This window comes from Shewanella sp. SR43-4, assembly GCF_014163845.1.
GTDB lineage: Bacteria > Pseudomonadota > Gammaproteobacteria > Enterobacterales > Shewanellaceae > Shewanella > Shewanella vesiculosa.
The window spans coordinates 86,217-98,835 of record NZ_JACJEB010000010.1; the positions used below are offsets into that span (position 1 = coordinate 86,217).

The following is a 12,619-nucleotide window of genomic DNA, read 5'->3' on the forward strand; positions in this document are numbered from 1 at the left end:
ATTAATCCTTTTTTAACGCTTGAGTGAATTGACGAAATTGTTTTTCCAGCTGAGGTGTTGCGATAAATCGCATCAATGCCCGGCTCCAATTTAACATTAACTTTGTCACACGTCGTTGAGGTGCTCTTTCTAAGTTACCGTCAGGATTAATATCTGACGGACCTTCTATGTCGACAGAAATACAGTAAGGCAGCAAGCCAAAAGGCGTTATTCCTAGGCTCCACCAAGATTTTAAATGACCATCTACTGGTTGAACAATATAAGGCATATGTTTAATCAGTGACTCTGCACCACGACGACTAATGGCTTGGGCCATTGCCCCAAGTGGAAATTTTTTATAGGTCACAAATTCAAATTCACCATAGTGCATCGACGACTGAATATTTTTACGACTTTTTCGTGTCAATGGATATAGCTTAATAAAGTCCCAATCCATGGTGGGCAGATTGAGGATCATGTTGATTGTATCGGCAAAGTTAGCCTCAAGGTGAATATCATCTTCAAATACAAAGGCTAAGTCTAAATCGTCGTCGATAATTTTTTGCCACGCTCGTTTGTGGCTTAAACTACAGCCGATTTCACCAGCACTGAGATCGCGATAATAATGTTGTCTGGCTATACGTGCGGGGGATACGGCTTCGATTTCTTCGCTTGATAGCAATTTACCTTCAACAGCGTCAATGCGTTCAAACGGAATGTTAACCGCCGCAAGTTGCGCTGCAATTTGTGCCAGCCGCTCTTGCGAACGAGCCAAATTAATAACAAACACTTTGTACTTTAACATGAATAATTAAGCCTTTTTCACGGAATACTTTGTTGCTAAACGGGTTAAATCTCAATGCCTTTTTCACGGAATACTTTGTTGCTAAACGGGTTAAATCTCAATGCCTATTACGCTAAGAATAGGGTCAATAACCCTTTATTAAATAGTGATAAAACGCTTTGCTATCGCATTGATAATCGGTTTGGGTAATTTATAGCGTTGTTGGGCTTTATTGATAAACAGATCCCAACCACTTTGTTTAATTTCATCTAATGTGTTGTCATCGATGTGACCTTTGAATAGCTCGCAAAAGTCATTTACAAATCTTACTTCTCGCTTGAGCGATGAATTACTGTAGCCTCGGCCAGCGTAGTGAATAAAACTGGCATCGCGATAATGCTCTGGCCCCATAAAGTCCATGCGATTAAATTTAGGCGAAATATTCTGATGCTTTAGACCGTCTCGGTGCAATAAGTAGTTTACATATGTTTGTTCGTAATACTTGATATGGTTACATAGCTGTTGCAGATCGTCGAGTTTAGCAATATCAAACAATCGGTTTTGCTTCGAAATAAGCATACAACCTAAGTTGTAATACACTGGGCGATTGTTGACCACAGGCCAGTTATCGACAGGCCCCATAATTGAGGTTATTTTATCAATTACACTTTGGCGCTCTAAGTGCTCGCCTTCATTAAACAAATAAACCGTGTTCAGGTCATCGTAAACCTCAAAGATATTCTCTGCATCGGGTTGAATAATAATGTCAGCATCGACATACAATACGCGATCATATTGTTTCAGAATTTCTTTAATATACAGTTTTTCAGTCCATGCAGGGCTGGCGGTATGTTGAGGATCTGTAATTGTGATTGGATAATGAAACTCTTTAGATACAATGAGATCCGCGCCAACTTTTTGTGCATATTGCTCAAAGCTGAGCAGTGCCGCTCGGTACATCGGATTTTCATCACCAATCGCAAGCGTGAAGATAGCTTTTTTCATTATTGTATCCAAGTAAAGTAGGAGTTAGCTTAACGGTTGCTCGTCATTATTGACCAATAAAGTGCTGACTCTTAAGCCAATTTAAATACTCTGGTACCGCTTGTTCGACCGTTTTAAATTCGGCGTGATAACCGGCGGCTCTTAGTTGGGTTAAATCAGCCTGAGTGTAACTCTGATAGGCACCTTTAAGCTTATCAGGGAAAGGAATGTACTCAATGTGTCCTTTACCATGATACGCAATCACAGCATTAGCAACATCATTGAAGCTTTGTGCTTGGCCAGTACCACAGTTATAAATGCCAGATACTGATGGATTCTGCCAGAGCCATAAATTAACCTTAACGACATCCTCGACAAACACAAAGTCACGAAGTTGCTGGCCATTGTCATAACCATCCACACCTTCAAATAAACGACATACACCATTATGATTAATTTGGTTATTAAAGTGGAAAGCCACACTGGCCATACCGCCTTTATGTTGCTCACGCGGACCATAGACATTGAAATAACGTAAACCAGCTACCTGGCTGGTAAGTTTTTGTTGTCTTACATACTGGTCGAATAAAAACTTGGAGTAAGCGTAGACATTCAGCGGCTTCTCGAGTTCACGTTGCTCAATAAACTTTTCGCTGCCGCCATATACCGAGGCCGAAGAAGCATAGATAAATTGACAGTTATTGGCTTGGCTATAATGTAATAAAGTTTTTGAATACTCGTAGTTGTTAGCCATCATAAACTTGCCATCCCACTCTGTGGTCGATGAGCAAGCACCTTGATGGAAGATTACTTCGAGTGCGTTATCAAAATCACCGGCTTGAATTTGCTTGATGAAATCATCTTTATCAAGATAGTCGGCGATTTCACAATCGGCTAAATTAAACATTTGGGTACCGTCGGTTAAATCGTCAACGGCAATAATGTCATTTCGTCCCATGGCATTAAGTTGTTTAACTAAATTACTACCAATAAACCCTGCTGCGCCTGTAACCACTATCATAATAATATTTCCAATATTTGTGCTCTAGATGAGCAGGCTGAACCTATTGCGATTAAGATAACTTATTCAAAAAATCTGCAATTTCTTGGGACACTTGATCAAAGTCAATTAGCGACATATTACGGCCAGTTTTCTTACCAATTGGCGGCGTATAAGTGAGTCGCTTACTCGGCTCGGTTAACGTTTGCCATCTAATATGTGGTGCTGATCGTCTACCGGCATAAAAACCGACAGTCGGTACATTATGTAAGCCGGCAATATGCAATGGGCCTGTTGAACCGGCAATAAACATGTCTGCGGCAACTAGCGATTCGGCAAAATCACGCAAACTGCTTAATGGTTTCGCTATTGAAACGCGTATAGGTTGATCTGCAAGTAACGCTTGAATATTTTGGGCTAAAACCAATTCATCGCCATTATAGGTTAAAACAAAATGACAAGCTGTTTGGGTAAGGCGGTTGATTTGGCTGATCATTTTTGCCAGATCGACTTCTGCAACACTGCCCGAAGAACCACCGGTACCTGGATGAATAAAAATCAGCTTTTCATCACCTTGTTGGCCATAATATTGCTGCCATTTAGGTTTATATTCACTCATATCCCAATACTGCTTCGGTAAACTTGGGATAGGATAACCATGATGGTGTAAAAAATGTTCTATCAACATACAGCTGCCACGCCAACAACCTTCACCTTTTTTGTAATCTGTGTTTGCTCGATGTTTATACAGATACTGATACCAATTATGTTTCGGCACTAGCTTGTATGGAATATCAATGTTTTTTAAGAGCTTATACATTCTCATTTCAGAATGTGCCACGATGACAGCATCGTAATTTTGCTTGGCAATATGTTCTGCGATAGCTTTGTCATCACCAGAATCAGCAATAGCATTATCAATATAGGGACATGCTTCGGCAAAAGGTGTAATTACTTTGGCAACAAATACGTCAATTGTCGCATCTGGAATGGCTTGTTTGAGTAGATAGAATGCAGGCCATGTCAGTACAAAATCGCCAATTTTATCGTGTTTGATGACTAAGATTTTTTTCATATTAGTGTCTGAAAGATAAAAATATTAACTTAATTCCATCAGATGATGGGGCTCATTATAGTGTAACTTTTAACGATTCTATTAACCATCATGATGATTGAGGTATAACGCTTCTGCCAAGTATATCAACTCAAGACCGTTTGTTCATCGTTTTGCATTAGGAATTGTATTGAGGGTGAGTAAATGCCGGTTGTTATTGTTAACTCATCTGGTGACAATGAAGAAGTTTTTTGACAACAAACTAAAGCGATAATATTAGTGATATACTCCCAAACCTCTCACTCTCAAAATAGTGAAATGTATGTGAGATACAGGACGCAAATAACCACTAATTTAATAACGGTTATTTCAAGCTTATTCAACGGATTACATCAAATGTCACTGGCAAAAGTAACCTAACTGAAGCATCGACCATTTTATTCAGCAGATATCATCACGACTGAGTATTATTGGGTTAATCGTCAGTAGTTGAACATGATTAAAATAGGTGTTTGGGTTATTAGTATATGAAATTTAAAGTTTTTCTAATAAATTTAGATAGCAGTACAGAACGATTTACCTTCATGGATGATCAACTCAAACAGTTAGGTATCGAATATCAACGTATTTCTGCCGTATATGGTAAGGATTTACACGCTACCGACATTAGCAAAGTATATGATCCGCAAACAAACCTTCAAAAGTACGATAAAAAACTGAATTTAGGTGAAATTGGTTGTTACCTCAGTCATGTGCAATGTTGGCAAATGATTATTGATCAGCAATTAGATTATGCCTTAATTCTCGAAGATGATTCTGTCTTAGATCCCGCATTGATGACTGTGATACAGCATATCGATAATTTATCTACAGATTGGGATTACATCAAACTGTGTCATGGGCGTAAGCAGAAAGGCATTGTACAATCGATAGCGCTTGATGATCGTTTTAGTTTATCGACGTGTTTGAAGCTGCCGTCTTCGACTCGCGGGCAGTGCGTGTCATTGGCTGGTGCTGAAAAATTATTAGCTACGGCCTATCCTATTGCACGTCCTGTGGATATTGATATTCAGTATTGGTATGAAAAACAATTACGCTGTTTTGTTGTTAGACCTTTCCCGGTGATCGCGACCGATTTAGACAGTGATATTAGCCGACAAGGGCGACGCAATAATGCTAAGCGTCATCATTTGTTGCGTATTTGGCAAAAAGTGAAATACGAGCTGGAATTGTTAAAATATAAACAACAATTGCCATCACTTCCGCGATTTAAAAGCTATAAATCATAGTGATTTTACAAGGTAAGTCATCTGAACGTTAGATAATTTACCGTCACAATTGTGTTTTATACTGCTAGCCTAATTGGTCTCATTCAATAGTCATTGATTACTACCGAGTGGGATGAGTAAATTTACTTTGCATCAGTATTTGAAATCACATGAAGGTTTTTATTGAAATGCTGAAACCGAAAGAATACTTAATGATTTTTCTTCATTTATTATTCTGAGTTCTTGTGAAGAGGGCTAGTGATTGCTTCGGGGACGATGTGAATTATTCATATCGTCCCCGTTGGCATTTATTTTGTTGTAGAAGGCTTATTTAGCCAAGGTGCTCGGGCATCTGTACCGCCATATAATTCAAATTTACGTCCCAACTTTTGGCCACCATCACGAGTTAATGGCTGCCAAGCAAGATTTCCGCGATTGGTCACTGGCGTAGGTAATATGGCATCAAACGGGATCGAGATATAAAATCCTTTGGTGAAACTGCCTTCACCGAATTGATCAGCAGATAAGTCTGTCTTAGAGGCGAATGCACCAACAATGACACCACTTTTAAATTGCTTAGAGAAATCAACGGTTACACCGCGATCTTCTGCCAAATATTGACCATAGCTGACTTTAAGAAGAACATCGTCGAACCAGTTTGGTTGATAATATACGCTAGCATGACCTGTGAATGTACCTGTTTGAGCACGGTAAAAACGTCCGGAGTCGGGATCAAAGTTGACTTCTTGGTCAAATAAACCAAAAAGGTTATCTGGGTCGCGCTGTTTAACGTAGTTTGCATCCACCCCAAACGCCCATTCGCTATTCATTGGTCTGTATAGTACTTCCCCACCAACACCACCGAACATCATTTCTAGATAGCCTACATAGGCTTGGGCATAGATATTTTCACTGAGTTTATCTAACCAAGTTAGTTGTAGGTTATCAACTCGAACTGGATTATCAGATACGTATTGTCGGACTAAAGTTCTGACACGTTTTAAGTCAGTACCATCTGGTGGTGTTTTATATTTAAATTGGTCGTAGTTATCAAACAAGTTAATATAAATAGAGCTACTTACTTCTATATTATCTGTTAACCAACGACCCGCAGATCCATTAATACCAAAGTTAAAAAGGTAAAAATTTTCAGAACCACCAAAAGATTGATCAAGTTTTGGCGCAAAGCCATAATTCCATTGATCAGGAGTTTCCCAATCGGGTTTTTCAGAAGGTAGAGTGGGTTCGATTACTTTAGTGCTATCTTCAATGTTTGCATTAATGTAGTTATGCTGGACAGCATCTTTAAATTTATGAGCATCAATATCTGTTTCAGTTGTAGGTAAGCGTGCAGTATTTTCAATAATTTTGAAAGTCTTGGCGCTAGGGAACTGATTTACTAAAATACGCCCAGCCTGATTGTGTGCATATTTTCTGTCACGATATTTTGTTTGAGTTGCTACCACGGTGACTTCATCATTTTTGATGTAAATCTTGGCGCCTTTGTATCCGGCATCATAAGCCAGTTGTTTATTTAATTCTGGTAAATCAACTTTGCGATCGGCCATATCAGGTTTATCTTCAATAGCTTGCTTTGGTGTGTCGCGCCAGTTAGATTTTAAGGTATTAAAGTTAGTGGCTAAACTAAAGCCTAATGTCCAGGTATTACCCCGTTCATAACTTAGCTTAAAGTCGCCCCAGTTACTTACTTTATACAATAAGCCATAGTTTATTGGGCTACTTTGTTTCAGTTCATTACCAGTACGTAAAGCGGCAAAGTCAGACTTATAATCATTTCCATCGTACTCAACCTTTATACGTAAAGGATCCCAAGGGGTTTGATATTCAATACCAGCGAAAACGGCACTACAGCCTTTAAACCAACGTTCAAAGTCAACATTACCACCCTTGCCTTTATAGCCGGTATTTCGGTTACAATCTACTGATGATGATTTGTTAGTACCGGTTAAATTACCGCGGTTGCCTATATAGCCCCACCCAAACCCAATAGTAGCATCGAACGGTCCAAATCCTTTGGTCATAGCAATATATTCGCTATCGAATAAGCCTGTACCGCCGATATCACGTACGCCGATAGACGTCTCAGGTATCCAATAGCTTTCTTCTAGTAAGCGCAGTTTTACGTCGATACCTTTATCGGTGTAATAGGTATCACCACTAAAGTTAGGATCATTGCTGTAAAGTACATCGGGTACTTGAGTGTAGCGAATGGTGGTTTCTAACCAAGGGAAAAGCTGGATAGATAATGCACCGTGATAATAATCTTCGTTAAAGGTGGCGTTAACACTAAATTCACCTTCTGCGGCCATTCTACCTGTAGGCATTTGTATCAGACCGACACCGCCAAAGTCATATTGTGAAGGAGTAACTTTCTGTTTAGATAACTCATCACTTAGTGCTTTTTCGGATACAAGTACACTGCTAAACATAAAAGGAATGACGAAAAGGTAACTAACATTCTGCTTGACATTGCTCATGGTTAACGTATCCAATATTTTAATAATTCAATCACTTGTTGATTTAATACTTGTTCATTTTCTTGAGCACCTCGAAATTCAAGGTAAATAATTGCCCCCGGCGCAATGTCAGTATGGTGATTGTTCCAATAGGCAATAGGGTAATGTTCAACTTTTCCATCAGGTTGAATTAACCATGCAAAACTGTTATCTGAATCATCTATTGGTAAAGCCCAATCGAGGTATTTTGTTGCATTTTGCCTAACTCGAAACGGTTGTTTGCCATTTTTCTCTACTGCCCCTAATACCATTACATATTCAGGTTTGGTCGGTAATGAGAATAAATAGTGTCCTGAAATAAGTGGATTGAGTTCTTCTTTAAGTCTTATTGAGTCAAAGTCCAAAACAATTGCTTCACGTTTTGCGAATTCATTAACCATTATCCAATCTGATAATGCTTTCATTGCTTGAATATTTTGTGGCTTATTTTTATTGGAATCTTGGTTACTCAGTAAATGTAAAACTTGTTGTTGCTGGTTTTCTACTGCCGTGGCCGTGGATAGGTCATAAAGTCCGGCAGATAACCAATAGATAGGTTGTGGCTGGATGTCATTTTGAGAAACTAATTTACTAATGTTTGCCAAACTGTCTTCAATAACTTGCACCAAGCGAACAGGTTGTGAATATTCAAGCGTTAATGTTTTAGTTGCTGATGCTGATTGTGTGACGGTAATTGTTGTTTCAGCGCTGACACTTTGAGCAAGAAAAATTAACAAAAGCGGTAGAAATCTAATAAACAGCGTCATTTTATATCCTCAAATGTATAAGGCTTTAACAGCGTGATATCAATATAAGGGAGATTAGGAGCAATTTTTTGGTTGCTTTTAAAGACCATGCCAGAAGTGGCATCAATCCAAAACTGGTTATTGTATTCGATACCTAATTTGGGAATAAATACATGTTCATCATACCTTTTCAATATCACGGGACTCTCATTGATGATAACGGTCTCATCAGCAATAAAGGTAAAGGTTGATTGCTGTTTGTAACTAAAATGGTAACCGGGTTGCCAATCAATAGTACTTTGCCATTGCATTGGTGTGCTGGTTAAATGAAGTCCTAATGAAATTGGATCGATTTGTTCGCTACTAAGAGTGACAAGGTTGCCATCAAACAAATTAACTGTCTTTAGTAAGCGACCGTTACGAGTAACCAGCATTGCAGCATCAGATGAAACCCACTTTAATTCAGCATTTTTTTTTGAAAATGGCGTAGCAGGAATTGTTTGTGATGCTTCAGCAAAAGCAAGTAATACATAGGCTTGAGAAGACTTATTTACTCTGACGTAGATACTGGCATATGGACTACTTTCAATTTTGCTTGCTGAAATGACCGAATCAGGTGGTCCTATGATACTTTCTTTAACCATATTAGCAATTTGGGATGAAGTGTTACTGCAACCAGATAAGGTGATCAAAGAGATAATAAATAGAGTTTTGCTATTTAAAATAAAAGACATACTAGCTCAATTCCTTAAGCTTGATAATATTTATGGAAAATAAAAAAAGCACATTAAAAATGTGCTTTTTTATTTTACTAACGACTTTAGTTTGTAACTGAAGTTGTAGTAGTACCTGTGCCAGTGCTCGTTGTTGTTGTACCCGTGCCAGTTCCAGTACCTGAGCCGCTATTAGAATTACTATCATTCACAGTCAAAGCGGCTACGCTAGCAAGAATTCCTGCAGAAACTGCAAGAGTACCTACAGTTACAGCACCTAGGCCACCAGCACCAGCTCCAGCACCAGCAGTACCACCAGTACCAGCACCAGTAGTTTCTTCAGCCGCTTGAGCTGAACTAATCATTAATAAAGCCGTTGTTAACGCTATAGCTAATTTTTTCATATTCAAAGTATTCCCGTAAATTATCCAAACAAACCTTTTGATAGATTAGCATACAATCAATTCACTTCCATATTAAATTCGATAAAATTGCTCAATAAATATTCAGTGATGTTCAGTGAATAATGTATTGGATCTTGTTTTTTGACAAAAAAGATTTAATTAATTGTTGATGACAAGTGTGTTGAGACATAATGTGCTGATAAAATCACTGAAAACTAACCACAATGGCATTATTATGCACAGAAGAGCTATTTATCCAGGTACCTTTGATCCTGTGACTAACGGTCATGCCGATTTAATTGAACGTGCAGCACGCTTATTCAAGCACGTGATTATTGGTATAGCATCAAACCCTTCTAAGCAACCTCGTTTCAGCCTCGAAGAGCGTGTCGCTCAAGTTAATTTGGTGACTGCACATTTAGATAATGTTGAAGTTGTTGGCTTTACTGGTCTATTAGTTGATTTTGCTAAAGAGCAACATGCTAGTGTCTTGGTGCGTGGATTACGAGCAGTATCTGATTTCGAATACGAGTTTCAGTTGGCAAATATGAATCGCCGTTTAAGCCCCGATCTTGAAAGTGTTTTTTTGACGCCAGCGGAAGAGAATTCATTTATTTCATCTACGTTAGTAAAGGAAGTTGCCTTGCATGGGGGGGACGTAAGCCAGTTTGTTCATCCACAGATCGCGGCGGCATTGAAACAGAAAGTGGCACAAATTCAAGCAGAAAATAAAGGTAAGTAGTCGTATGATAAAGGGATTTAGTTTAGCTAGTGTTACTGCCGCATTGGGGCTAAGCGCTATGATGGTTTACACCAGCGCTCAAGCTGCGCCATGGGTTGATACTTCAGATATCTATTTACGCGCAGATATCCAAGCTTTAGCCGATGCAGGTGTGATTAGTGCGCCGATTAATACGTTTCCATTGATGTGGGCGGGTATTGGAGCTGATCTTGCCAACGTTGAGCCTTCGATATTAACTCCTGACTTAGTGGACGCTTTCGCACGGGTTAACTTTTACTACCAGAATGCTGTGGGTAATCGTGGTAACACCAGTATCAAAGTGGCTGCTGCATCTGATGAGGCGCGCTTTCAACATTTTGGCTCTGATTATCGTGAACAGGGCCAATTACAAGGCTCACACGAATACACAGGTGAGCGTTTCGCTTATAAGATTTCCACCTCTGCAAATTATAACCCTGCGGACGACGAAGAAATCCGTTTAGATGATTCTTATATTGCTGTGGTGTTAGGCAATTGGATTGTCACTGCTGGCAGTGTTGGCCAGTGGTGGGGACCAGGATTTGACTCCTCGCTGCATAAATCGAACAATGCCAGACCCATGCCATCGTTGATGGTCAGCCGTAATAATTCACAAGCATTCGAAACGCCTTGGCTGTCATGGATTGGTGATTGGAGTTTAACTGGAGGTATTAGTGTTACAGAAAAAGAACGTTATGCTCCTCATGCTCTATTGTGGAACCTTCGCGGTGCCATTAAGCCATTCAAACAGTTAGAAATAGGCTTGTCTTGGACCACACAGTTTTGTGGTGAAGGCCAAGAGTGTAGCTTTAATACTGCTGTTAAATCTATTACTGGACAAAGAGATTGTCGAATAGACACTGAGTTATATGAAGGTTGCTCGAATTATGGTAATCAAATGGCTGGCTTTGATGTCCGTTATGCTGATGAGTGGTTCAATATCCCTGTAGGACTTTATTTGGAAAGAACCTGTGAAGATTCAACTGGTCAGCCATGGGAAATTGCTGATTGTGCTAAAATGGTTGGTATTGACACAAGGATTAACTTTAATAGCCAGCAGTATAAATTGTTCTTAGAATATACAAATACTTTGGTGTATTGCTTTGAAAGCGAAACGGATGCCAATTCGAACTGTTTTTACGAACATTCAACCTACCTAAGTGGTTCACGTTATTATGGTCGTGCTTTTGGTAGCACCTACGACAGCGATGCTAATGTTTATGTTTTAGGGTTAATAGGCCAATTTGATAATAGTCATGGTTTTACTACGCTACTACGCTATGCTCAGCTTAATAAAGACGGTGGAAACTTTGATAGTGAATGGGCGCCGCAACCATTAAAAGAAGATATTATGATGCTCGAGTTGTCATATCGCTTGCCGGCGTTTAACGGTATGTTGACCTTAGGCGGCAGTGTGGCAAATTCCAAATTTGAAGTGCAAGCCAATGATAGTCAAGGGACTATTTTTTCAACTTACGAATATAAGTTTTAAGCGTTATGGTTGATTAACCGAGTTGAGGTTGATGATATAAGGGAGCCGAATGGCTCCCTTTTTTATTGGTTAATGCTAGGCGCAGTGGCTAGACATTTACCGTTGCTGGCATAAACCACAAAATACTGTAGTACGCTGACCGAGTTTTATCTCGCTTAATAAGTTGCCACAGCTGGTACATGTTTCGCCGCCGCGACCATAAACATGCAACTTTTGCGCAAAATATCCTGGCTTACCATCTGCATTAATGAAATCTTTCAATGTTGTTCCACCTTGCTCAATAGCATGAGCCAAAATCTGTTTAACTTCCGCCACAAGAATGGTTAACCTTTCTAGGTCAATACTCCCAGCGGCAGCTTGTGGATGGATCCCTGCTGCAAATAGTGCTTCATTAGCATAAATATTACCTGCTCCCACTACGATATGATTATCCATTAGGCATAACTTAATGGCTTTTTTCTTGCCAGCCAGTGCAGCTTGCAATTGTAATGGTGTGAAATGCGGGCTTAATGGTTCTGGACCAAGCTTTGATAGCAATGGATGAGCCTCTTCTGGTAATTCGTACCATAGCCAGGCGCCAAAGCGTCGCGGGTCGTTAAATCGCAACATACGACCATTATCGAGGATTAAATCAATATGGTCGTGCTTTTCTACCGGGGTGTTACGCGGCAAAATACGTAAACTACCGGACATACCTAAATGAACTATGGTGATGCCCGCATCAGTGTCGATTAATAGATATTTGGCGCGGCGACGAACATTATTAATCCGTTGGCCGACAATATTTTGTGCCACGTCCGGCACTGGCCAGCGTAATGATCCATTACGGACAATGAGCTCACTGACAGTTTGGTCTATGAGATAAGGACTGATCCCAAGGCGGGTTACTTCAACTTCCGGTAATTCAGGCATAAAAACT

The 12,619-nt window shown here is 39.6% G+C and carries 12 protein-coding genes; 3 read left to right on the forward strand and 9 right to left on the reverse strand.

The window, feature by feature from the left end:
• Position 1 precedes the first annotated feature (1 nt).
• The 4 genes from H5123_RS12955 to H5123_RS12970 form a co-directional block, all read right to left on the reverse strand.
• Positions 2–784, reverse strand: a complete 783-nt coding sequence (locus tag H5123_RS12955; protein ID WP_182698226.1) for a glycosyltransferase family 25 protein — start codon at positions 782–784, stop codon at positions 2–4.
• A 138-nt stretch (positions 785–922) separates the two neighbouring features.
• Positions 923–1,768 carry a glycosyltransferase gene (locus H5123_RS12960; RefSeq protein ID WP_124016696.1) on the reverse strand — a complete coding sequence of 282 codons (846 nt, stop codon included), beginning with the start codon at positions 1,766–1,768 and terminating at the stop codon, positions 923–925.
• 46 nt (positions 1,769–1,814) lie between these two features.
• Positions 1,815–2,768, reverse strand: coding sequence for an ADP-glyceromanno-heptose 6-epimerase (rfaD, locus tag H5123_RS12965; protein WP_182698227.1), 954 nt, complete (start codon positions 2,766–2,768; stop codon positions 1,815–1,817).
• Positions 2,769–2,820: 52 nt separating this feature from the next.
• The gene (locus H5123_RS12970; RefSeq protein ID WP_182698228.1) at positions 2,821–3,822 is read right to left on the reverse strand and encodes a glycosyltransferase family 9 protein; all 1,002 of its coding nucleotides are present in this window, start codon (positions 3,820–3,822) and stop codon (positions 2,821–2,823) included.
• 506 nt (positions 3,823–4,328) lie between these two features.
• Here H5123_RS12970 and H5123_RS12975 point away from each other — a divergent pair.
• On the forward strand, positions 4,329–5,090 hold the full coding sequence (locus H5123_RS12975; protein ID WP_182698229.1) for a glycosyltransferase family 25 protein: 762 nt from the start codon (positions 4,329–4,331) through the stop codon (positions 5,088–5,090).
• A gap of 287 nt (positions 5,091–5,377) precedes the next feature.
• Here H5123_RS12975 and H5123_RS12980 read toward each other — a convergent pair whose 3' ends face one another.
• The 4 genes from H5123_RS12980 to H5123_RS12995 form a co-directional block, all read right to left on the reverse strand.
• Positions 5,378–7,567: a YjbH domain-containing protein gene (locus tag H5123_RS12980; protein WP_182698230.1), complete on the reverse strand. Its 2,190-nt coding sequence runs from the start codon at positions 7,565–7,567 to the stop codon at positions 5,378–5,380.
• A 2-nt stretch (positions 7,568–7,569) separates the two neighbouring features.
• Positions 7,570–8,352, reverse strand: a complete 783-nt coding sequence (locus tag H5123_RS12985; protein WP_182698231.1) for a capsule biosynthesis GfcC family protein — start codon at positions 8,350–8,352, stop codon at positions 7,570–7,572.
• Positions 8,349–9,065 (reverse strand): YjbF family lipoprotein, encoded by a 717-nt coding sequence (locus H5123_RS12990; protein ID WP_182698232.1) that lies wholly within the window; start codon positions 9,063–9,065, stop codon positions 8,349–8,351. Before H5123_RS12990 ends, H5123_RS12985 begins: the two co-directional genes overlap by 4 nt.
• An 86-nt stretch (positions 9,066–9,151) precedes the next feature.
• Positions 9,152–9,448, reverse strand: a complete 297-nt coding sequence (locus H5123_RS12995) for a hypothetical protein (protein WP_182698233.1) — start codon at positions 9,446–9,448, stop codon at positions 9,152–9,154.
• Between the two features lie 235 nt (positions 9,449–9,683).
• Here H5123_RS12995 and coaD point away from each other — a divergent pair, with 235 nt between their 5' ends.
• Positions 9,684–10,190: a pantetheine-phosphate adenylyltransferase gene (coaD, locus tag H5123_RS13000; RefSeq protein ID WP_101088596.1), complete on the forward strand. Its 507-nt coding sequence runs from the start codon at positions 9,684–9,686 to the stop codon at positions 10,188–10,190.
• A 4-nt stretch (positions 10,191–10,194) separates the two neighbouring features.
• On the forward strand, positions 10,195–11,700 hold the full coding sequence (locus tag H5123_RS13005) for a capsule assembly Wzi family protein (protein WP_182698234.1): 1,506 nt from the start codon (positions 10,195–10,197) through the stop codon (positions 11,698–11,700).
• 96 nt (positions 11,701–11,796) lie between these two features.
• Here H5123_RS13005 and mutM read toward each other — a convergent pair whose 3' ends face one another.
• Positions 11,797–12,612, reverse strand: coding sequence for a bifunctional DNA-formamidopyrimidine glycosylase/DNA-(apurinic or apyrimidinic site) lyase (mutM, locus tag H5123_RS13010; protein WP_182698235.1), 816 nt, complete (start codon positions 12,610–12,612; stop codon positions 11,797–11,799).
• Positions 12,613–12,619: the final 7 nt, after the last annotated feature.

Coding starts and splice junctions, on each gene's coding strand:
- H5123_RS12955 (WP_182698226.1), bottom strand. CDS start 784: ATGTTAAAGTACAAAGTGTTTGTTATTAATTTGGCTCGTTCGCAAGAG.
- H5123_RS12960 (WP_124016696.1), bottom strand. CDS start 1,768: ATGAAAAAAGCTATCTTCACGCTTGCGATTGGTGATGAAAATCCGATG.
- rfaD (WP_182698227.1), bottom strand. CDS start 2,768: ATGATAGTGGTTACAGGCGCAGCAGGGTTTATTGGTAGTAATTTAGTT.
- H5123_RS12970 (WP_182698228.1), bottom strand. CDS start 3,822: ATGAAAAAAATCTTAGTCATCAAACACGATAAAATTGGCGATTTTGTA.
- H5123_RS12975 (WP_182698229.1), top strand. CDS start 4,329: ATGAAATTTAAAGTTTTTCTAATAAATTTAGATAGCAGTACAGAACGA.
- H5123_RS12980 (WP_182698230.1), bottom strand. CDS start 7,567: ATGAGCAATGTCAAGCAGAATGTTAGTTACCTTTTCGTCATTCCTTTT.
- H5123_RS12985 (WP_182698231.1), bottom strand. CDS start 8,352: ATGACGCTGTTTATTAGATTTCTACCGCTTTTGTTAATTTTTCTTGCT.
- H5123_RS12990 (WP_182698232.1), bottom strand. CDS start 9,065: ATGTCTTTTATTTTAAATAGCAAAACTCTATTTATTATCTCTTTGATC.
- H5123_RS12995 (WP_182698233.1), bottom strand. CDS start 9,448: ATGAAAAAATTAGCTATAGCGTTAACAACGGCTTTATTAATGATTAGT.
- coaD (WP_101088596.1), top strand. CDS start 9,684: ATGCACAGAAGAGCTATTTATCCAGGTACCTTTGATCCTGTGACTAAC.
- H5123_RS13005 (WP_182698234.1), top strand. CDS start 10,195: ATGATAAAGGGATTTAGTTTAGCTAGTGTTACTGCCGCATTGGGGCTA.
- mutM (WP_182698235.1), bottom strand. CDS start 12,612: ATGCCTGAATTACCGGAAGTTGAAGTAACCCGCCTTGGGATCAGTCCT.